Below are 20,833 nucleotides of genomic sequence, written 5' to 3' on the forward strand. Positions count from 1 at the left end.
ACCCGACCCGCTCCACCGCCGCTTCCGCCAGCACCGTACGCAGCCGCGACGCCGTCACCGGCACCGGCCGCGGCGCGGGGGCGGGGTCACCTAAGCGCACCCCCCAGCCCCCCCCCCCCCGCGGGGGGCGGGGGGGGGGCGGCCCCCGGGCCGGGTCAGCGCTCCGGCGGCGTGCCGCCGTCCCGGTAGGAACGCCGCACCGCGTCGGCGGCCTTGTCGGTCCTGGCGTCGTACTTGCGGCCCGTGCGCTCGTCGACCATGCGCTCGGCGCCCGAGACGCCCTTGTCGGCCTGGTCGGGATGGCCCTTGGCCATCTGCTTGGCCTTGTTCATCATGTCGCCCAGCTTGCCCATGGGGGGTACCTCCGGGGGTGCGCGTATGTCGTACATCGCCGCAGGTACCCCTCAGAACGCGTGTGATTCACCCCGTGTCGCCCACCCGGGCGGCCATGTTCCCCGCCGGGTGCCGGTTGTCGTGGATGAGCTGGTGGGCGAGCCCGATCTCGTCGAAAGCGAAGGTCCGGGACAGGCAGGGGTCGATGATCCCCTGGTCGATCAGCCGGGTGACCTCACGTGCCTCGCGGGCCGTGGCGACGTGCGAGCCCTGCAGGCGCTTCTGCCGCATCCACAGAAAACGCAGATCGACGTCGCCGTTGTAGCCGGTGGTGCCGCCGCACAGGACGACCATGCCGCCGTTGTCGCACAGGTACAGGGACGTGGGGACGGTGTCGGCGCCGGAGTGCTCCAGCACGATGCGCGGGCTGCGGCGCTCGCCCAGCACCTCCCAGAAGGCCCGCCCGAAGGCGCGGGCGCCCGACAGCCAGCGGTCCGTCGCCGCCTCGTCGGTGGTGTCCGGCAGCCGCCCCCAGTGGTCGAACTTCCGCCGGTCGATGAAGCCCTCGGCGCCCAGCTTGAGGCAGAATTCGCCGCGTTCCTCGCTGGAGACGACCGCGACGGGGATGCCGCCGACGTGCCGGACGAGCTGGATGGCGATGCAGCCGAGACCGCCGGCGCCGCCCCAGATCAGCACCGGGTCGCCGGGGCGCACCGTGTGCGGCGGCCAGCCGAAGAGCTGGCGGTAGGCGGTGGCGGCGGTCGCCATGTAACAGGCGGCCTCCGTCCAGGACAGCCGGGCGGGCTTGGGGTGGCACATGTAGTCGTCGACGACGGCGAACTGGGCGAAGGAGCCGTAGTTCTCCTCGTAGCCCCACACCCGCTGGCTACCGGACCAGGTGGGGTCGCCGCCGAGGCGGATGTCCTCGGCCCTTTCGTCCCAGCGGTTGGCGAGGACGACGACCTCGTCGCCGAGCCGCACCCCGCGCACGTCCTCGCCGACCGCCCACACGATCCCGGACAGGTCGGAGCCGCCGATGTGGAAGTCCTCGGTGGCGCCGGCCCTCTGCCGGGCGGCGATCACGTCGAGCGGCGAACCCAGTGCCGCCCAGACGTTGTTGTAGTTGATGCCGGCCGCCATCACCTTCACCAGGACCTGTCCGCGTCCCACGGGCGGGACGTCGACCACCTCGGTACGGAAGGCGTCGACGGGCTGTCCGTAACGCTCACGGCGGATGAGCGAGGCGTACATCTGCTTCGGTACGGTGCCGATCTCGGGCGCGTCGCCGAGTTCGTAGAGGTCCTGGGTCGCTCTCACGCTGGTTCTCCTCAACGCGGGTTCACGGGGAAGGGGGTGTGGCGGCCCGGTCACCGAGGCCGCGCAGGGCCTTGGCGACCGCTTCGCCGATGCGGGCGATCGGTTCGGGTTCGGTCATCTCGTAGTGGCCGCAGGGCACGCGGTGGTCGTGGAGGGTTCCGTCGACGTGGGGCCGCCAGCTGTCGGCCTTTCCCGGCAGCACCGCCAGGTCGGCCGGGAAGTCGGTGGGCTGTTCCTCGGCGGCGCTGAAGAACAGCACGTCACCGCGGTAGACGCCGGGGGCGAACTGGGGCGCGATGCGCAGGTTGTTGCGCATCACGGCGGCGATGGCGGCGGCCTCGGCGCGCGTGACGGGGGCGCTCGCCGGGTCGGCCGTGACACGGGCGTCGATCCGGTCCAGGAGGGCCTCCACCGTGGCCCCCGTGTCGGCCGGGAGGCCGGTCACCCTGGACAGCAGGGCCGCGACCTGGCGTTCGGCCGCGTCGGGGTCGTGGGCCGTGCCGTGCGGCTGGGGCGCGTCGAGCATGGCGAGCAGTTCGACCTGCTCGCCGTCGCGTTGCAGGGCACAGGCCATGGCGTGCGCGACGAATCCGCCGTAGGACCAGCCCAGCAGCCGGTACGGGCCGTGGGGTTGCACCCGGCGTACCAGGTCGAGGTAGCCGGCGACCATGGCGGCGGCGTCCGGTGCGGGCGGCCGGGTGCCGTCGAGGCCGACCGCCTGGATGCCGTGGACGGGCTGGTCGCCGCCGAGATGGGGCAGCAGGCCCGTGTAGCGCCAGGCGACGCCCGCGCCGGGGTGGACGCAGAACAGGGGCGTGGCGGTGCCCTCGGCGCGCAGCGGCAGCAGCGGGCCGAGCGCAGGAGCGCCGCCGTCCGGCGTCTCCTCGTCCGGCTGGTCGGCCGTGGCGAGGACCCCGGCCACGGTCGGCGCGGCCAGCAGGGCCGCGGCCGGGACGTCGAGGACACCGGCCTGGCGCAGCCGGCCCGCCAGCAGCACGGCGCGCATCGAGTCGCCGCCGAGGTCGAAGAGGTTGTCGTGCAGCCCGATGCCGCCGACGCCCAGGGTCTCCTCCCAGAGCCGGACGACCTCCCGTTCGCGGTCGGTGCGCGGCGGTACGTGCTCGGTCGTCAGCCGGGGACGGGGGGCGAGGCCGGGGCCCGCCGCGGCCGGGGCGTCGTCGGACGTGCCGGGGTCCGTCCGGGCGCCGGGCGCGTCGATCCAGTGGCGCCGCCGTTCGAAGGCGTACGGCGGCAGCGGCGCCCGCCGGGGCGTGCCCGGCACCGGGGGGAGGGCGCTGTCCACGCCCGCGCTCCACAGCCGCCCCAGCGCTTCGGTGAGGACGAACCCGTCGGACGCCTCGGCCTTGGCGTGCCGCATGGTGGTCACCGTCACCGGTGCCTCGTCGGTGAGCCGGCCGGTGGCGAGCTTGGTCAGGGTGTCGCCCGGGCCGATCTCCACGAGGACGGGGTGCAGCCGGTCCCACAGGGCGGTGATGCCGTCGGCGAACCGCACGGTGTCGCGGGTGTGGTCGATCCAGTGCCGTACGGAGGTGGCCTGCGCGTCGGTGGCCCAGGTGCCGGTGACGTTCGTGACGTACGGGATGCGCGGCGGACGCAGGGTGACCTGGCGCAGGTGGGCCTCGTAGGCCGGCAGGACCGGGTCGAGGACGTGGGAGTGGGCCGCGACGGGAATGCGCAGACGGCGGAACGGGACTGCGCGGCGGGTGAGTTCGGCCTCGAAGCGGGTGATCGCGTCGAGGTGCCCGGCGACGGTGCAGGCGCCGGGTCCGTTGACGGCGGCGAGGGACAGGCCGGCGTCGAGCAGCGGCCGGATGTCCCCGGCGGGGGCGGCGACGCCGACGGTGGCTCCGCCGGCGGAGCCGATGAGCCGGATGCGTTCGGTGACCAGGGGCAGCATGTCCGCGAGGTCGATGACGCCGGCAAGGCAGGCGGCCGTGTATTCGCCGAGCGAGTGGCCGATCAGCGCGTCGGGGCGCACGCCGGACTCCATGAGCGTACGGGCCAGGGCGTACTCGGTGACGACGAGCCCCAGGAACGCGGAGGTGTCGTCGGGCCGTTGTTCCTCGAAGAGGGCGGTGCGCAGGTCGGCGCCGAGGACGGACCGCAGGATGCGGGCGCACTCGTCGACGGTGTCGCGGTAGACGGTGTGGTCGCGGTACAGGTCCTTGCCCATGCCCGGGTACTGGGTGCCCCCGCCGGGCAGCAGGAACGCGACGCGGGCGGGGTCGTCGGGGAGCGGCGGGGTGGCCGGGGCGGCGGAGCGCAGCGCGTCGAGGGCCTCCTCGCGGGTGGCCGCCGTGACGGTGAGCCGGTGGCGCAGTGCGGGCCGGTCGGTGCGCAGGGAGTGGGCCACGTCGTCCAGGCGCAGCCGCGGACGGCGTTCGAGGTGCCGGGCGAGCGCCTCGGCCTGGCCGCGCAGGGCGCCGGCGGTGCGCGCCGACAGCGGCAGCACCAGGCGGCGGACCTCCTCGGGCGGGCGCGGTGCGGCCGGGGCGGCGGGCGGTGCCTCCTCCAGGATGACGTGGGCGTTGGTGCCGCCGATGCCGAAGGCGCTGACGGCGGCGCGGCGGGGATGGCCGCCCTCGGGCCAGTCCTCCAGGGCGGTGGGCACGCGGAAGGGGCTCGCGTCGAAGTCGATGAGCGGGTTGGGACGGTCGAAGTGCAGGCTCGGCGGGATCTGCCGGTGTTCCAGGGCCAGGATCGCCTTGATGAGTCCGGCGATGCCGGCGGCGGCTCCGAGGTGGCCGATGTTGGTCTTGACCGAGCCGAGCGCACAGAACCCGGTCCGGTCCGTGCTGTGCCGGAAGGCCTCCGTCAGGGCGGACACCTCGATCGGGTCGCCGAGTCTGGTGGCGGTGCCGTGCGCCTCGATCAGGCCGATGGTGCCGGCGTCGACCTCGGCCTGGGCCTGCGCGGCGAGGACGACCTCGGTCTGTCCGGCGGTGCTGGGCGCGCTGAAGCCGACCTTGCGGCGGCCGTCGTTGTTGACGGCGCTGCCGCGGATGACGGCGCGGACGCGGTCGCCGTCGGCGAGGGCGTCCTCCAGTCGCTTGAGCACGACGGCTCCGACCCCGTCGCCGGAGGAGGTGCCGGCGGCGTCCGCGGCGAAGGCGCGGCAGTGCCCGTCGGGTGAGAACGGCCCGTCGGGTACGTGGCGGTAGCCCAGTACGGCCGAGGGGTTGAGGGAGACGGCGGCGGCCAGGGCGGTGTCGCAGCGGTGGTCCAGCAGGTCCTGGCAGGCGGTGTGCACGGCGACCAGCGCGGTGGAGCAGGCCGTCTGCAGGGAGACGCTGGGTCCGGTGAGGCCGAGTTCGTAGGAGACGCGGGTGGCGAGGGTGCCCAGGGAGTTGGCGGTGGCGGCGTGGACGAGCGCCACCGAGCCGGGCTGCCCGGCGAAGCGCGGGTACACGTGGGCCGGGTAGTACCGGCTGTCGCCCGCGCCCGCGTACACGCCGAACGCCTCGCCCGTACGGTTCTCGCCGAGGCAGCCGGCGTCCTCCAGGGCGTGGTAGGCCGTCTCCAGCAGCAGCCGCTGCTGGGGGTCGACGACGGCGGCCTCGGCGGGGCTGTAGCCGAAGAACCCGGCGTCGAAGCGGTCGATGCCCCCGACGACCGACGCCATCCGGATCAGCGTCGGATCGCCCAGGTCGTCCGGGTCGCCGCCGGCGGCGAGGAATTCCTCGTCGGTGACGGGCCGGACGGACTCCCGTCCGGCGGCGAGGTTGTCCCAGAAGGCGTCGAGGTCGTCGGCGCCGGGGAAACGGCCCGCCATGCCGATGACGGCGACGGCGGGGAGGTCGTCGTCGTGAGGTGCGGTGGTGTCGTGCATGGTCTGTGCCTCGTTCTCTCCCGGCTCGGTGGTGTGCTGCACGGACGTCGCCTCGTTCCCTCCCGGCCCGGTGGTGTCAGGCACGGTCACGCTCCGTGCCGTGCCGTGCGGACCGGCGGGCGCGGGCGGCGCGTTGGCGTTGTGCCTGGTCCTTGGCGCGGTCCAGGGCCCCGCGCGGTGACGGGGCGGACTCGGGCCGCCGTGCCGGTCCGGCGTCGGGCCCGGTACCGGCGCCGAGGTGCTCCGACAGGTGGCGTGCCAGGTCCCGGACGGTGGGGTGGGCGAACAGGTCGACCACCGGCAAGTCGGTGCCGAAGGCGCGGTTGACGCCGGTCCGGGCGGTGACCAGGAGCAGGGAGTTGCCGCCCAGGTCGAAGAAGTTCTCGTCGCGGCCCACCCGGTCGCGGCCCAGGACACCGCACCACACCTCGGCGAGCCGGTCCTCCAGCCGCCGCAGTTCCTCCCCCGCCTCCGTCGCGTCGGGGCGTGCCGTGGTGCCCGCCGAGCGCAGCTCCCACTCGTCGGACAGGCCGGCCGCGCGGATGCCGTCGGACGCCGCGCGGTACAGGGCGCCCAGGTCCGTGCCGTCCGCCAGGCCGACGCGGGCGGACAGGCGCCGCACCTGGCGCACGGGGGCCACGACGTGGCTGCGGACCCAGGGGGCGGTGCGGTCGGCGCCGATCAGCAGGTGCGGCTCGTCCAGGGAGCGGGCCAGGTCGAAGGAGCGCAGCGCCGCGGTGACGTCGAGCAGCCGGTAGCCGCGGGCCTCGGTGAGAGCGGTGAGCCCGTAGCCGCGGCTCATGCCGCGCTCGCGCCACATGCTCCAGGCCAGGGACTGTGCGGGCAGGCCGAGACCGCGGCGGTAGTGGGCGAGCGCGTCCAGGCAGGCGTTGGCGGCGGCGTAGGCGGCGTTCATGGCGCCGCCGAAGAAGCCGTTCACCGAGGAGAAGGTGACGAAGGAGCCGACCGGGTGGTCGGCGGTGATGCGGTGCAGCATCCACGCGCCGCGCACCTTCGCCCGAAGCGCCCGGCGCCAGGTGGCGGTGTCCAGCTCGCCCACGGGGCGTTCCACGAGGGTGCCCGCCAGGTGCAGCACCGACCCCAGGGGCATGCCCCACGCTTCGGCGGCGGCCTCCACGGCGGCGCGCACCTGGCGTTCGTCGGTGACGTCGGCACGGGCGTAGCGGACCTCGCCCAGCTCGCGCAGCCGCGGCGGAACCACGGCCTCGGCTGCCGGTGTGCGGCCCACGATCAGCAGCCGGGTGCCGGGGGTGCGCAGCAGATGCGCCGCGATCTCGGCGCCGACGCCACCCAGTCCGCCGGTGAGCAGGGTGAAGCCGTCGTGCGCGGGCGCCTCGGCGCGGGGCGGGGTGCCGGGCAGGGGGGCGAGGCGGCGTACGTACCGGTGCCCGTCGCGGTACGCCACCTCCGCGGCGTCCGCGGTGACCGTCGCCTCGGCCAGCAGGACGGGCAGGGGGTCCGCACCCTCGTCCGCCGCGAGGTCGAGGTGCGTGGCGCGCAGCCGGCCGGACTCCTCGGCCAGTGACTTGAGGAGCGCGCCCGCCATGGCATGGGCCGGGGAGGGGAGGTCGCCCGGACGTACGGCCTGCGCGCCCGCCGTGACGTACAGCAGGTCGACGGGGCGCTGCCGGGCGGAGAGGGCGCGTGCGAACGCGAGCAGCCGCTCCGCACCGGTCGTGTCGTCCGGCGCCGTCCCGGGGTCCGCCGCGCCGCGCAGCCCGTCGAGGTACAGGACGGCGTCGACCGGTCGTCCGTCGTGCTCGAGCTGCCGCAGCAGCGCGGCGTGGTCGCTCTCCTCGGCGGGCCGCACGCGGTAGCGAGCGGCGTCGAGCCGGTCGTACGACGTCCCCTCGCCGGCCACCGTGCACAGACCCCCGCCGGATCGCAGCGCGCCGGCGAGACGTTCCGCGAGCTTGCCGGCCTCGGGGTCGCCGCCCGCCAGGACGAGGGTGTGCCGGCCGGCCGTCGCCGTACGGGCTTCGGGGCGTTCCGCCCGCTGCCACACCGGTCGCAGGAACCAGTCGGGGACGGTGGCCGCGCTGCCCAGCAGCAGCTGGGTCCGGCGGACCTCCTCGTCGAAGTCGCCCGCCTCGAGGCCCTTGCGCAGCTTGGTGCGCTGGATCTTGCCGATCTCGGTCTTGGGCACGGTCTGCCGCTCGACCGGGATCAGGAAGGCCGGGCTGATGCCGATCTCCCGGGTGACCTTGCCGGCGATCCGGCGCAGGGGGCCGGCCGGGTCGGCGGCGGCTTCGGCGGTGAGGTGGAAGAACAGGGCCAGTTCGTCGGTGGGCGACGACGGGTCGGTGCGCACCGCGACCGCGGCGGTGAAGCTCCGCTCCACGCACGGAAGTTCCTCGACGCAGGCCTCGATCTCGTGGCTGTAGTGGTTGACGCCGTTGACGATGATGACGTCCTTGGCCCGGCCGGTGATGTACAGCTCGCCGGCCCGCAGGAACGCCAGGTCACCGGTGTCGAACCAGCCGTCCTCGGTGAACGCCTCCGCGTTGGCGGCCGGGTTGTCGTGGTAGCCGCCGGTCACCGAGGTGCCGCGGACCTGGAGCCGGCCGGCGTCCTCCTCGGCGCGGACCGTGCCGGTGTCGTCGACGATGCGCATGGCGAAGCCGGGGTAGGGCCGGCCGCAGCTGACGAACGTGCCCTCGTCGGCGGGGGGTTCGCCGGGCAGGACGGCGTCGGTGACCACGGAGCAGGTCTCGGACATGCCCCAGCCGGGGTGCATCACGTCCTGCGGCAGGCCGAACGGTTTCAGTGTGTGCAGGAACCGGCGGGCGGCGGAGGCGACGACGACCTCGCCGGCGTTCATCACCAGCCGCATCGGGGACAGGTCCCAGGCGCGGCCGGTGAAGCGGTGGGACTGCTCGGCGAGGAGACCGAAGGCGAAGTTGGGCGCCCAGGTGACGGTGACGCGGTGCCGGTCGGCGAGGTCCATCCAGCGCAGCGGGTCCTGGAGGATCCAGGAGGTGGGGGCGTGGATCTGGCGGCAGCCGAGGTAGACGTCCCGCAGGTGGAACATCACCACGCCGGTGACGTGGTCGAGCGGGATCCAGTTCAGGGAGACGTCGTCCGTGCCGAGCGTGTTCATCTGCTCGGTGGCGGCGGAGCGGGTCAGCACATTGCGGTGGGTGAGCCGCACCGCCTTGGGCAGGCCGGTGCTGCCGGAGGTCATGAGCATCAGCAGGAGGTCGTCCGGCTCGGCGGGATGCCAGTCATGGTCCTCGGGCGCCTCGCGCAGCGCGTCGGCCGTGGTGATGCGCGGCCCGGGCCACTCCTGCCGTGAGGCCAGGGCGCGCAGCCCCGCCTGGCGGTCGGCGGAGCACACGATCCACGGCCGGCCGAGCATCCGCCAGATGCCCTCCAGCTTGGTCAGGGCCGCGGACGGCGTGTCGTAGGAGGTGGGGACGGTCAGCGGGACGGCGACGAAGCCGCCGAGGACGCAGCCCCACAGCACGGCGAGGAAGTCCTCGGTGGCGTCGCACTGGAGGATGACCTGGTCGCCCGGGCGCAGTCCCGCCCGGCGCAGGCCGGCCAGGACGCGGGAGGCCTCGGGGATCAGGGACGCGTAGGTGTGCCGGTGTTCGCTGCCGTCGGCGTGGACGTGGACGATGTCGCCCCGGTCCCGTTCGGCGGCGCGCCGCAGGGCCTCGGCCCAGCTCGGCACGGACGGCTCCCGCAGCGCGGGGCCCTCGCTGAGCGCCGGGGCGGCGGACGCGCCGGCGGTGCGGGCGGCGGGGGCGGGGCCGGTGGTGCGGTCGGGCAGGCCGGTGTGACGGCGGTCCAGTTCCTCGGGTGTGTTCTGCACCGACACCTCGGCGGTGGTGACGCCGGCGAGGGTGGTCAGGCGCTCCCGCCAGGTCCCGGCGGCCGTGCGGTCGACGGCGGGCAGGGCGCGCAGCGCCTCGGTGTCGACGGCGCCGTCCTCCGTGCGGGGCAGCGCGTTGACCGCCGTGACGCGAACGGTGCCGTGGCCCGCGCGCTCCAGTGCGTCCTCGAGGCGTTCGGCGGCGTCCGGCCGCCCGGGCACCACGTACAGGCGCGGTGGGGTGCCGTCGGCGCCGGGCAGGGCACGGGCGTCGCGGATGCCGGGCAGGGCGAGGGCCGTGTCCTCCAGTTCCGCCGGGCTGAACGCCGGCGGGGCGGGGGTGCGCCCGGGGGGTGCGGGCAGGTCCGTGAGGCGGACCGCGGAGTCGGCGCTCACCGTGCGCAGGATGCCGTGCAGGGCGTGGGCGAACGCCTCGGCGGTTCCGGCGTCGTAGAGGTCGGTGGCGTACTCGACGTGCAGCGTCAGGCCGCCGGGAGTGCCCTCAGGGGTGCGGTGTTCCTGGACGTCCACGAAGAGGTCGAACTTGGCGGTGCCGGTGGCGGTGGGCCGCAACTCGGCGCGGGTGCTGTCGAGTTCGAGGACGGCGGGTGCGTTGTTCTGCAGGGCCAGCATCACCTGGAACAGGGGGTGCCGGCCGGGGGTGCGGGGCGGGTTCAGTTCGTTCACCAGCCGGTCGAAGGGCAGGTCCTGGTGGTCGAGGGCGGACAGGTCGGCGGTGCGCAGCCGGGCGAGGAGGTCCCGGAAGGCGGGGTCGCCGGAGGTGTCGGCGCGCAGCACCAGGGTGTTGCTGATCAGCCCGATCAGCGGATCCAGCGCGGGTTCGGTGCGGCCCGCGACGGGTGTGCCGAGGACGATGTCCTCGCCGGCGCCGCAGCGGGTGAGCAGGGCGCTGACGGCGGCGTGCAGCACCATGAACAGGCTGGCGCCCTCGTGGTCGGCGAGGCGCAGCAGGGCGCGGTGCAGGGCGGCGTCGACGGATGTCCCGACGTGCGCGCCGGCGCCGCCCGGCGCGGTGGGCCGGGGCCGGTCGCCGGGCAGGGTGCACTCGTCGGGCAGCCCGTCCAGCGCGGTGCGCCAGTGGGCGGTGAGCCGTTCCAGCCGTCCCGGTCCGTCCGGCGCGGAGGCCAGCAGGGCGCGTTGCCACAGCGCGTAGTCGGCGTACTGCGCGGGCAGCGGGGCCCACGCGGGTGCCCGGCCGTCGCGGCGGGCGGCGTAGGCGGTGCTCAGGTCCTCGGCGAAGGGGCGCAGCGACCAGCCGTCGGCGGCGCTGTGGTGCAGGACGAACAGCAGTGTGGTGCCCAGGAGCCAGACGGCGAGGGGACTTTCGGCGGTCAGGTCGAAGGGGTGCCGCAGCGCGGCGGTGACGTGCGCGGCGGTCTCCGCGGCGGGGCAGTAGACGTGCCGCAGCACCGGGCGGAGCTCCCCCGGCGGCAGGATGCGCTGGCAGGGGGAGCCGTCGTGCTCGGCGATCACCGTCCGCAGGATCTCGTGGCGGTCGGCCAGGTCGCCCAGGGCCTCCTGGAGCGCCTCGGTGTCGAGATCGGTGCCGACGGGGACGAGGAGCGGGATGTTGTAGGTGGCCGCGCCTTCGTCGAGCCGGTTCAGGAACCACATGCGTTCCTGGGCGAAGGACAGCGGCACCCGCTGCGGGCGTACGAGGCCGCCGAGAACCGGCCGGGGCGGGGCGCCGTCCGCCCCTGCGACGACGCGCTGGGCGAGGGCGGCCGGGGTCGGCGTCTCGAACAGGGCGGTGATGGGGATCTCGGCGCCGGTCTCGTGTCGTAGACGGGCCAGCAGCCGGGTGGCGAGGAGGGAGTCGCCGCCCAGGTCGAAGAAGTTGACGTCGGTGCCCACGGAGCCCTGGGAAAGTTTCAGCACGGCCTCGAAAAGGGCGCACACCAGGGCCTGTTGCGGTGTTCCGGGGCGGGTGCCGGAAGCGGCGGCGGTGAAGTCGGGGGCGGGCAGGGCCCGGACGTCGAGCTTGCCGTTCGCGGTCAGCGGCAGCGCGTCCACGGGGACGCAGACGGCCGGCACCATGTGCTCGGGCAGGTGGGCGGCGGCGTGGGCGCGCAGTGCGGAGGGGCTCGCGGGTTCGTCGCCCGCGGGGACGGTGTAGGCGACGAGGTGCAGCGCGCCGTTGGCGGAGCGGCGGGGTACGACGGCGGTGCGCGCGACGCCCGGGTGGGCGGCGAGGACGGCCTCGATCTCGCCGGGTTCGACGCGGAAGCCGCGCAGCTGTATCTGGGCGTCGGCGCGTCCGAGGTAGTCCAGCGTGCCGTCGGGGCGGCGCCGGGCCAGGTCGCCGGAACGGTACATGCGGGTGCCGGGCGGGCCGTAGGGGTCGTCGAGGAAGCGTTCGGCGGTCAGCTCGGACCGGTTCAGGTACCCGGCGGCGACGCCGGCGCCGGAGACGTACATCTCGCCGGTCGCGCCGGGCGGCACCGGGTGCCCCCCGGGGTCCAGCAGGTGGACGCGCAGGTCGGCGAGGGGGGTGCCGATGACGCTGCCGCGGCGCGGGTCGTCCAGGTCGGCCCGGGTGAGGCGGTGGTGGGTGACGTGCACGGTCGTCTCGGTGATGCCGTACATGTTCACCAGCGCCGGGCGGTCCAGGCCGTGCCGGTCGGCCCAGGGGCGCAGCCGCGCCGGGCGCAGGGCCTCGCCGCCGAAGACGACGTAACGCAACGCCCCGGTGTCCCCGCCCCGTTCGAGGTCGGCGTCGACGAGCTGCTCGAACGCGGACGGCGTCTGGCTGAGGACGGTCACGCCTTCGTGGTGCAGCAGTTCCAGGAACTCCCGGGGCGAGCGGCTGACGGAGTACGGCACGACGACGACCCGGCCGCCGTGCAGCAGGGCGCCCCAGATCTCCCAGACGGAGAAGTCGAAGGCGTAGGAGTGGAACAGCGTCCACGCGTCGTCGGCGCGGAAGTCGAAGTGTTCGGCCGCGGCGGCGAAGAGCCGGACGACGGCCGCGTGCGGGACGGGCACGCCCTTGGGGCGGCCGGTGGAGCCGGAGGTGTGGATGATGTACGCGATGTCGGAGGGGTTCACCGGCCCGTGCCGGTCGGCGTCGCTCAGGTCGGCGTGGGAGCGGCGGGCGAGGTCGGCCGCGACCGCCGGATCGTCCAGCAGGACGGCGGGGACGGTGTCCCCGGCGAGGCGGGCGTGGGCCTGCTCGGTGACGAGGACGGCGGGGGCCGTGTCCTCGACGACGAGCCGCAGCCGCTCGGCCGGGTGGCCGGGGTCCAGGGGCAGGTAGGCGGCGCCGGTCTTGAGCACGGCCAGCAGGGCGGGCAGCAGCCGCGTTCCGCGCTCCAGGGCCAGGGCCACCACCCGGCCCGGGCCGGCGCCGTACTCGGTCAGCAGCCGGGCCAGGCGGTTGGCCTCGGCGTTGAGTGCGGCGTACGTGAGCCGTTCGCCTCCGCAGGTGACGGCGGTGCGCTCGGGGCCGGCCGCCACCCGCTCCTCGAAGAGCCCGGTGAGGGTCCGCTCGACGGGAAAAGCGCGTACGGGGGTGTCGCGGGGGTGTTCGCCCGGCAGCAGGAGGTCCAGGTCGCGCAGTGGGGTCGCGGGCTCCACCTCGGCCAGCCGGTGCAGCAGCGTGACGAACCGGTCGCGGTGCAGGGCGAGTTCGTCCTCCTCGTACAGCGCGGGGTTGGCGTCGAAGGCCAGCCACAGCCCGCCGGAGCGGGCACCGGGACGCACCGAGATCTGCAGGTCGTCGACGGCTCCGCCGGACAGGTGATGCCAGGTGGTGGGGTGACCGCCGAAGACCGGGGACTCGTCGAACGGGACGATGTTGAGCACCGGCCCGTACAGTCGGCGTCCGGTGCCCAGCAGCCCCAGGTCGCGGCGGAGGAACTCGCCCCGGTAGCGCTGGTGGCGGCGCAAGGCCTTCAGTTCGTCCGCCACGGCCCGGGCCAGCTCCGCCACGGGCGTGCCGGGTGCGGCGGCGACGCGCAGCGGGAGGACGTCGGAGGCGGTGCCCGGGGTGCGCAGGGCGGCGCTGCCGAGCCGGCTCATCGTGGCCAGGCCCAGCACCAGGTCGGCGGCGCCGGTCATCCCGTGCAGGTAGGCGGCGGTGGCGGCGGTCAGCAGGTCGGTGCGCCGGACGCCGAGGCGGGCCGCGGCGGCGTCGAGGGCCTCGGTCTCGGCGGGCGTCAGTTCGGCGGTGCGGCGCAGGAAGGGCGCGGTGGGGGCGGCCGTACGGGAGGTGAGCCGGGCGGGTTCCGGCAGGCCGGCCAGGCGCCGCGCCCAGTGGTCGCGGTCACGGGCGTACGCGTCGGAGGCGCGGTAGGCCGCCTCCTCCTCCTGGAGCCGGCTCACCGGCACGAAGCCGCGGGGGTCCGGCTCTCGCCCTTCGGCCAGGGCGTTGTACGTCTCGGCCAGGCGCCGCCCGAGGAGCTTGTAGCTGTAACCGTCGAGCAGGAGGTGATGGGCCCTCAGCAGCCAGAGGTGGCGGTCGGGGGCCAGGGTCAGCAGGGTGTGTGCGAACAGCGGGCCCTTCTCGAGGTCCACGGGGACCGCGAGATCGGCGCGGACATGGGACCACGCGGCGGCCCCGGGATCCTCCGCGCCGCTGACGTCGACCCGGTGCAGGGTCCAGTCGTCCGCGTCCGGGGCGAGCCGGCAATAGGGGCCGTCGTCGCCGTCGGTGAAGCGCAGGGCGAAGGTGTCGGCCTCGCCGACGGTGTGCCGAAGCGCGGTCTCGAACAGGGCGATGTCGAGGGGGCCGTGGATCTCCACCGCCTCCGCGGTGTTGTACGCGGCGCTGTCCGATGCGAGCCGCCCGGCGTACCAGAGGCCCTCCTGCGCTCCGGACAGCGGTCGACGTTCGTCCTCCTGGAGTGACATAGCACAACCCTCACGTGGCAAGCCGTAATGTCCCGGACGGAAGGGGCCCGGCCGGATCGGACGGGTGCGGCCCCCGCTCCGTGCCGCCCTCGCGTGGGTGAACGCGCAGGGCCGGCCCACGGAGCGGAAAAGGAGTGCCGCACGCCGAGGGCAGGGAATCGGTTACCCGCCCCGGTCTCACGGCACAGCACGGTGGGGCAACGGAACCGGCCGGGTCAAGGCAAACCGGCTTCCGGGGAGGCGGATTCAGGGATTTCCCTGAAAATCGCGGAGCCGGGGAGTGCGCGCCCCGGCTCAAATTCTAGGGAAAACAAGTGACTTTGTGTCTCACCGGGTTCTCCGCTGGAATCCGCCGCGTTCCGCAGTGCACTCTCGAAAGGCCCGGCACACCCCCCTGAAGCCGCGGCGGCACACCGGTCCCGGGCCCTCGGACCCCCGGGGACGAACGACGGAAAGAAGGCTGACGGCATGCACCGTGCGTTGTGTCCGGTCGAGACGCTCTATGTGGGCCAGAGGAGCAGAGCCGTGCTGTCCTGCGCCCTGCGCGGTCCCGTGGACGTGGCGGCGCTGTCGGCCGCGTTCGACGCCACCACGGAGGCGAACCCGCCGCTGCGCTCCCGCATCGAACAGGACGGCGCAGGCCACGTACTGCGCCTTCTCGGTGAGGACGGGCGGCCCCGGCTGGTCACACGGACCGGCGACGAGACGGAGGCCTACACCGCGGAACTGAACCGGCCCCTCCCGGTCGGGGGACCGCTGAGCCGTGCCGTCCTGGTCAGCGCACCGGGCGGCGAGAGCCACCTGTTCGTGCTGGTGGTGGACCACACGGTCGTCGACGGCCACAGCGGCATCGCGCTGCACAACGCCCTGTGGGACCACTACCGTGCGCTGGTCGACGGGGAGCCCGGCGCCGAGGGCGCCGACCCCGGCCTGCCGCGCTGGCCCGAGCCCGTCAGCCGGCTGCTGCCGCCGGCCGACGACGCCGACACGGCGGAGTACCTCGACGGCCGCATCGAGGAGATACGGCGGCGCCCGGTCGCGCTGGTGCCGTATGACGTGTCACGCCCGTCCGCGGGCGGCCGGGAGACCGGCCCGGACGGGCACATCGAGGTCCGCAGGCTGACCCTGGACGCAGACCTCACCTCGCGGCTGCGCCGGACGGCGCGCGGCGCGGGCGTCTCCGTGCACGCGCTGATCGCCGCGACGCTGCTGGCGACGGCCCGGCGGCGCCTGGACGGCAACGGGCCCCGCACCCTCGGCTGTCTCTCCCCGGTCGACCTGCGCTCGCGGCTGTCCCCGCCGCTGCCCGCCTCCGCGCCGGTCCCCGCGGTCACCACCCACCTGCAGACCCTGGACGTGTCCGAGTCCTCCGAGCCGCTCCAGCTGGCCCGGACCGTGCACGGGCGTCTGAGCGACTTCCTCTCCCGCAAAGACCACTTCCACGAGATGCGCATCACGCCGGAGATCCCCCGCAACCCCGCTCTGCAGCTGGCCACGGTCATCGCCACCAACATGGGCGTCGTCCCCGGTCCCCGCCTGCCGAGCGGACTGCGAGCGGTCGACGTGCGTCTGGTGCCGGCCCGCGAGCACTACTTCCCGCAGGCGGGACGCAGCCCCCTCATGGCGTGCGTCGTCTCCTTCGAAGGCCGGCTCTCCATCGAGTTCCCGCACTCCACCGCCTGTTACAGCCCGTCCTTCATGAGGGCGTTCCGCGACGACGTGCGCGCCGGGCTGTTCCGCTTCGCGACCACGGCGAACGCCGGGCCCGCCCGGGTGGCCACGGGCTGAGCCCCTCCCCGCTCCCCCATCCGCCCGGCTGTCGCAAGGAGGCCCTGCCCGACATGACCCCCGTCAGCGAACTCCCCTCCCCCCTGACGCTGCTCCCCCGAGCTCAGGCGGGCGACGAGCACGCGATGAACCACCTGCTGACCGGCATCACGCCCTACGTCGCGCGCATCTGCCGGTCCATCACGCACGACGACGGTGCCGACGCCACGCAGGAGGCGCTGCTCGCCATCTACCGCGGTCTGGGCTCCCTGCGCGAACCGGCGGCGTTCTACGGCTGGGTGCGCTCGGTGACGGTCCGCGAGGCCGTCCGCACCGCCAAGCGCTACGGCGAGGAACGCTGCTGTTCCCAGGTGGAGTCACAGCACGAGACGAACCCGCTGGACGCGGTGCACATCAGCGACGTGCTGGAACGTCTGTCCCAGGCGCACCGGCAGGTCCTCACCCTGCGTGCCTACGGGCTCAACGAGGAGGAGATGGCCGAGGTGCTCGCCCTGCCCGTGGGCACGGTCCGCTCCCGTCTCTTCCGTGCCCGCCGCCGGTTCCAGGAGGCGTGGCAGCCCTCGGCGGCGTGAGCCCGGTGTCGGCGCCCCGCGGCCGGGCCCGTACGAGGGCGGCCTTGGGGGTGAATCCTTTGGTGCCGGGGGTGCGTTGGACGATTCCCATGTCGGTGCCGAGGGTGGTCGCGTGTTCGACGAGGTGTTGGTGGTAGCCGCCGTCGACCCAGGTTTCGCGGACGGTGGGATGCTCCGCGGCGATGTGTTCGACGAGGGCCCGGCCGGCGTCGGAGTCCTGCTTGCTCGCCGCGGTGACCAGCACCGCCGGCAACAGCCCGAGGGTGTCGGTGACGATGCTCCGCTTCCTGCCCACGATCTTCTTCCCGGCATCGATGCCCTGCCCGGCGGCCGGGACGCTGGTGGGGGTCTTCACGCTCTGCGCGTCGATGACACACGCCGAGGGTCGGGCACTGCGGCTCTCCTTCTGCCGCGCCAACTCCCGCAGCAGGCCGTTGAGCTGGGCGAACACACCGTCCTTCTGCCACTTGGCGAAGGAGTCCGTAGACGGTTTCCCAGGGCGGGAAGTCGTGCGGCGGACAGCGCCACTGCACCCCGGTGCGGTCCACGTACAGGATCGCGTTCATGATCTCGCGCAGCTCGTGCTCGGGCGGCCGCCCGAACGCCAGGGCCCGGCGGCGGCGCTCGGACCGCCAGGCCGCCAGGACCGGCTCGACCGGCTCCCATCGGGCATCGGACAGGTCACTCGGATACGCACGACGTTCGCTCATGACCTGGACGTACCGCCGGCGCACGAGTGCGCCCAGGCGCGCGTTCTGCTCGGTGGAAGCACGCGACGCGATCAGGCGTCCTGGAATGAAACAGACACAAGACGCCTCCAGCCCCAGCCATCGCCTCATCCAGCCCTTGAGCCCCACCCAGATCGGCAGCCTCACCATCCCACCGTAGAAAACCTGCGACAGTAATGCATCACAGGTGAAAACGACCTCTCACTCGAAGGGGGAACCGCAGGGCGGTACCACCAGGTGGCTATGCGTCCCATGCGGTGGCTGATCACTGCTGGGTCAGCGAGTCCAGGAGTTCCCGGTCGTGCCTCCACGAGCCCAGGCCACTGGCGGAGTTGATGTGTCCGTACGCGCCCGCCAGGTGCCATCGCGCCTCCCAGCGCGCCGCGAAGCCGGCGGCCGCCTCGGGGGCGCAGTACGGGTCGTTGGTGCTGCCCACCACCAGAGCCGGGCACAGCAACGGTTGGGCCGACACCTCGAAGATCAGCCGGTGGCCGTCCTCATATACGGACCCTCACTCCGACGCCAGGCCGAACACCCGGATCAGGTGGGAACCCGTGCACCACTTCCCAGGACGCAATCGAAATGCACCCTAATGGCCCCATTGCCGTCCTTCTGCTGAGCATGTCGCCGCGGCTGCCATTAGCGTTTCCGCCAGACGGAGGGCCCGTCATGAACGAGTTCGGACGAGATGCGTCACCACCAGGGTGAGCGTGGCGAGGATTCCCGATGATTCCGCGGGTCTTCTCGTACGTTCTCGCCCATGGCCCCGGGAACCGCCCGGGTGCCCTCCCTCCGTCAACCGACCCGACACGCCACCGTCCGGCCGCGTCGACTTCGGACGAAGCCCGGTGGCACTGGCCCTGTTCATTCCCACACACGGAGGCGACCATGGGCTTCGCCGGCCGACCCTTCATTTTCTTCGCCGTTGCGGTTCTCGGCTGTTCTGCCGGGTTCACCCTCATCGGGCCCGCGTCGGCCGACGTGGTCCCCCCGGAGACAGCCCCGGCTGCGGCACCCCGCCCTGACGACGGCTCCACGGTGAAGAGCCGCGCCATCCACGTAGAAGCTCGGCTGCACGTCGGCGAAGAGCTCGATCTGGGGGCGGCGGGCCGCAGTGCCGGCGACCAGTTCGTCTTCAGCGGGAACCTGACGTCGACCGAGGGACGCGAGGAACGCGTCGTCGGGCGCATCGGCGGGTTCTGCGTCGTCACCGATCTCGAACGCAACGCGGGACAGTGCGCGTCGACCGCGGTGCTGCCGGAAGGTCAGATCACCGTTCAGGGCGAGCAAGCCGGAATCCCGGTACCGGTTCCGGTCGTCAACGCGATCACCGGAGGCACCGGGGAGTTCCGTCGGGCTCATGGTCAGGTGACGCAGCGGGTGTTGACGCCGGCGACCTGGCAACTCACGTTCGAAATCTCCGACGTGCGGCCTCACCGGACCGAGGACGGTCGCGGCCCGGCCGAGGCGCCGACGCCCGTGCGTCCGTCCTCCCCCGGCAAGTAGCCGCGTCGAGTGGTACCGACGCCGCCCGGGACGCGGTGACGGGAACAACCGCTCCGACCCGCACCAAGGCATCGGACAGTCCCCTCACAGGCCCCTCCTGGTCGTCTTTCCCTGGGCCACCAGGCGGAGGGGCGTCATTCGGACCGGTGCCGGCACAGCCCCGGTCGACCGTGAGGCGCGCCGGTTCGAAGACGGTGCGCAGCACTTCGGGCACACGCACCCATCACCACACGTGGAGACGTCGTGATCAAGAACTTCCGTACGCTCACAGGCTGGGGTGTCGTCGTGGCGGCCACCGCCGCGGCCGTCACGGCCACGATCGGCGCAACCGCCGGTGGCCCTGCGAACCCCTCGCCGACCGATCCGCAGGCCCGCCCGACGGCCGGTCAGGGGAAGGAAACGCAGACCGAGTCCCGGCCGGCGGAGCGCCGGCGGATCGCCTCATCGGTCCTGGACGAGGACTTCAAGTTCACACTCACCGCTCTGAGGTCGCGGACCGACCCGCTCGCGGCATCCGTGCGCCTCCAGGTCTTCACCTTCGAGAACGGCGCGTGGAGGGAATCGGACCGTGCTCTGGTCGGCAAGGCGGACTCCTGGTTCTGGTTCCCGCTGACCGGCCGCCAGGCGGTGTGCGAGTTCTCCACCTCCGGTGCGGAACCCGCACCGGTTGCCGTCAGCATGCTGATCACGCCATCGATCGGCTGCTCACCGACCGAGAACTTCCACATCGACGACGGCCGGATCATCCCTGTCTGACAACGGCCTCGGCAGTCGACTGCTTACCCGCGCGAAGGCACTGGAACAGCTCGCCTCCGTGCCGACCCGCGCCACGGAGATCGAGCCGGCCCGTTGATTCCCTGCGGGCGGTCCGGAAATCGGTGGTGGTGGACAGTATCCGCGTTCCCCGCACGGAGCTCGGACGCCCCCGCGGAGACGTTCTCGTGCACGGCCGCTGCCAAGGGTCAGGTGCGGAGCCGCGAGGGCGACTTGGGTCAAGCTGTCCATCATCCGATGGTTCAGAGCGCGAACTCCCTGACTTGAGCTCACCCCCACCTCGTTCCACCTCGCACATACGCACCAAGGGTGAATTCGTAGGAGGTGCGGACCGTTCGGCGCTGAACGCTGTCAGTCTTCCGTTGATGACCGTAAGACGGTGGCGGTGCCGCTGGACGATGCCTCCTCCACTGCGGGACGGCGTCCGTCTCGACCGCCGAGAGGGGCGGGTGTGACAGTAAAGCAGTCCATGACTGAACGGCCCGCTTCCCGTCCTGCCACTGTCAAGGACACGGCGCCGCCGAGGCCGCGTGAGGTGCCGTGCCACGTCGCGTGTGTGATGGATGGAAACGGCCGGTGGGCAGCGCAACGGTCGCTCCCGCGAACCTCAGGTCACCGCGCTGCGGAGACAACGGTGATCGACGTCATCGAGGCGGCGCGGGCGGCGGGAGTGGGCTGGTTGAGCCTGTTCGCGTTCTCCACCGAGAACTGGTGCCGCCCGGACACCGAGATCGAATTCCTCATGCACCTGGTGCGCCGAGTAGTCCGTAAGCACGCCCCGTTGCTGCACGCGAGGGGCATCCGCTGCCGCTTCCTCGGCATGACCGATCCCCGTATCCCTCCCGGGCTGGCCCGAGACACCGCCGACTTGATGACGCTGACCGGCCAGAACCGGCAGATGACGCTGACCGTCGCCTTCGATCACGGCGGCCGCAGGGACATCGTGGAGGCCGCACGGTCGCTGATCCGCAGCGGCGTGCCGTCCGGGGCCGTGACCGAGGAGAGCTTCGCCGCTCATCTGCCCTTTCCCGACACTCCTGATGTCGACCTGGTCATCCGTACCTCCGGCGAACAGCGCATCTCCAACTTCATGCTCTGGCAGGTCGCCTATGCCGAATGGGTCTTTCCGCCGGCGCTGTGGCCCGACTTCCGCGCGTCCGACTTCCTCGAGTGCCTGCACGCTTACCGGCAGCGCGAGCGTCGCTTCGGCGGCGTACTGCCGAACCAGAACGGAGAAACCCGATCGTGACGAGTG

Annotated in this window: 10 protein-coding genes and 1 pseudogene; 5 read left to right on the forward strand and 6 right to left on the reverse strand. The window is 73.4% G+C overall.

Annotated features, from left to right (window positions below; all coding sequences use genetic code 11):
• Positions 1-155 precede the first annotated feature (155 nt).
• The 4 genes from ACFXAE_RS25890 to ACFXAE_RS25905 form a co-directional block, all read right to left on the reverse strand.
• Complete coding sequence (locus tag ACFXAE_RS25890) at positions 156-353, reverse strand: antitoxin (protein ID WP_384718969.1); 198 nt, start codon at positions 351-353, stop codon at positions 156-158.
• A gap of 67 nt (positions 354-420) precedes the next feature.
• The gene (ccrA, locus tag ACFXAE_RS25895; RefSeq protein ID WP_384718971.1) at positions 421-1,650 is read right to left on the reverse strand and encodes a crotonyl-CoA carboxylase/reductase; all 1,230 of its coding nucleotides are present in this window, start codon (positions 1,648-1,650) and stop codon (positions 421-423) included.
• Positions 1,651-1,672: 22 nt separating this feature from the next.
• Positions 1,673-5,584 (reverse strand): type I polyketide synthase, encoded by a 3,912-nt coding sequence (locus ACFXAE_RS25900; protein WP_384718973.1) that lies wholly within the window; start codon positions 5,582-5,584, stop codon positions 1,673-1,675.
• Entirely contained in the window at positions 5,577-14,210 is an 8,634-nt protein-coding gene (locus ACFXAE_RS25905) for an amino acid adenylation domain-containing protein (protein WP_384718975.1), read from the reverse strand. Before ACFXAE_RS25905 ends, ACFXAE_RS25900 begins: the two co-directional genes overlap by 8 nt.
• Positions 14,211-14,678: 468 nt before the next feature.
• On the opposite strand from ACFXAE_RS25905, the gene ACFXAE_RS25910 reads away from it, so the two are divergent.
• Positions 14,679-15,998 (forward strand): protein kinase, encoded by a 1,320-nt coding sequence (locus ACFXAE_RS25910; RefSeq protein WP_384718977.1) that lies wholly within the window; start codon positions 14,679-14,681, stop codon positions 15,996-15,998.
• Between the two features lie 53 nt (positions 15,999-16,051).
• Complete coding sequence (locus ACFXAE_RS25915) at positions 16,052-16,570, forward strand: RNA polymerase sigma factor (protein WP_384718979.1); 519 nt, start codon at positions 16,052-16,054, stop codon at positions 16,568-16,570.
• 49 nt (positions 16,571-16,619) lie between these two features.
• Here the strand turns inward: ACFXAE_RS25915 and ACFXAE_RS25920 are convergent.
• Together ACFXAE_RS25920 and ACFXAE_RS25925 are read right to left on the reverse strand one after the other, a co-directional pair.
• Positions 16,620-17,280, reverse strand: a pseudogene (locus tag ACFXAE_RS25920) (IS5 family transposase); the annotation flags it as partial.
• 283 nt (positions 17,281-17,563) lie between these two features.
• The gene (locus ACFXAE_RS25925) at positions 17,564-17,770 is read right to left on the reverse strand and encodes an alpha/beta hydrolase (RefSeq protein WP_384718981.1); all 207 of its coding nucleotides are present in this window, start codon (positions 17,768-17,770) and stop codon (positions 17,564-17,566) included.
• A gap of 416 nt (positions 17,771-18,186) precedes the next feature.
• Between ACFXAE_RS25925 and ACFXAE_RS25930 the strand changes: the two genes are divergently transcribed.
• From ACFXAE_RS25930 to uppS, 3 genes are all read left to right on the forward strand, one after another.
• Positions 18,187-18,804, forward strand: a complete 618-nt coding sequence (locus ACFXAE_RS25930) for a dirigent protein (protein ID WP_384718983.1) — start codon at positions 18,187-18,189, stop codon at positions 18,802-18,804.
• 243 nt (positions 18,805-19,047) lie between these two features.
• The gene (locus ACFXAE_RS25935) at positions 19,048-19,560 is read left to right on the forward strand and encodes a hypothetical protein (RefSeq protein WP_384718985.1); all 513 of its coding nucleotides are present in this window, start codon (positions 19,048-19,050) and stop codon (positions 19,558-19,560) included.
• A 487-nt stretch (positions 19,561-20,047) separates the two neighbouring features.
• Positions 20,048-20,827: a polyprenyl diphosphate synthase gene (uppS, locus tag ACFXAE_RS25940; protein ID WP_384718987.1), complete on the forward strand. Its 780-nt coding sequence runs from the start codon at positions 20,048-20,050 to the stop codon at positions 20,825-20,827.
• Positions 20,828-20,833 lie beyond the last annotated feature (6 nt).

The sequence above is a fragment of the Streptomyces sp. NPDC059454 genome (assembly GCF_042749965.1).
Lineage (GTDB): Bacteria > Actinomycetota > Actinomycetes > Streptomycetales > Streptomycetaceae > Streptomyces.

Excerpts from the sequence above, each read along its gene's own strand:
- ACFXAE_RS25890 (WP_384718969.1), bottom strand. The coding sequence starts at position 353 with ATGGGCAAGCTGGGCGACATGATGAACAAGGCCAAGCAGATGGCCAAG.
- ACFXAE_RS25905 (WP_384718975.1), bottom strand. The coding sequence starts at position 14,210 with ATGTCACTCCAGGAGGACGAACGTCGACCGCTGTCCGGAGCGCAGGAG.
- ACFXAE_RS25910 (WP_384718977.1), top strand. The coding sequence starts at position 14,679 with ATGCACCGTGCGTTGTGTCCGGTCGAGACGCTCTATGTGGGCCAGAGG.
- ACFXAE_RS25915 (WP_384718979.1), top strand. The coding sequence starts at position 16,052 with ATGACCCCCGTCAGCGAACTCCCCTCCCCCCTGACGCTGCTCCCCCGA.
- ACFXAE_RS25930 (WP_384718983.1), top strand. The coding sequence starts at position 18,187 with ATGGGCTTCGCCGGCCGACCCTTCATTTTCTTCGCCGTTGCGGTTCTC.
- uppS (WP_384718987.1), top strand. The coding sequence starts at position 20,048 with ATGACTGAACGGCCCGCTTCCCGTCCTGCCACTGTCAAGGACACGGCG.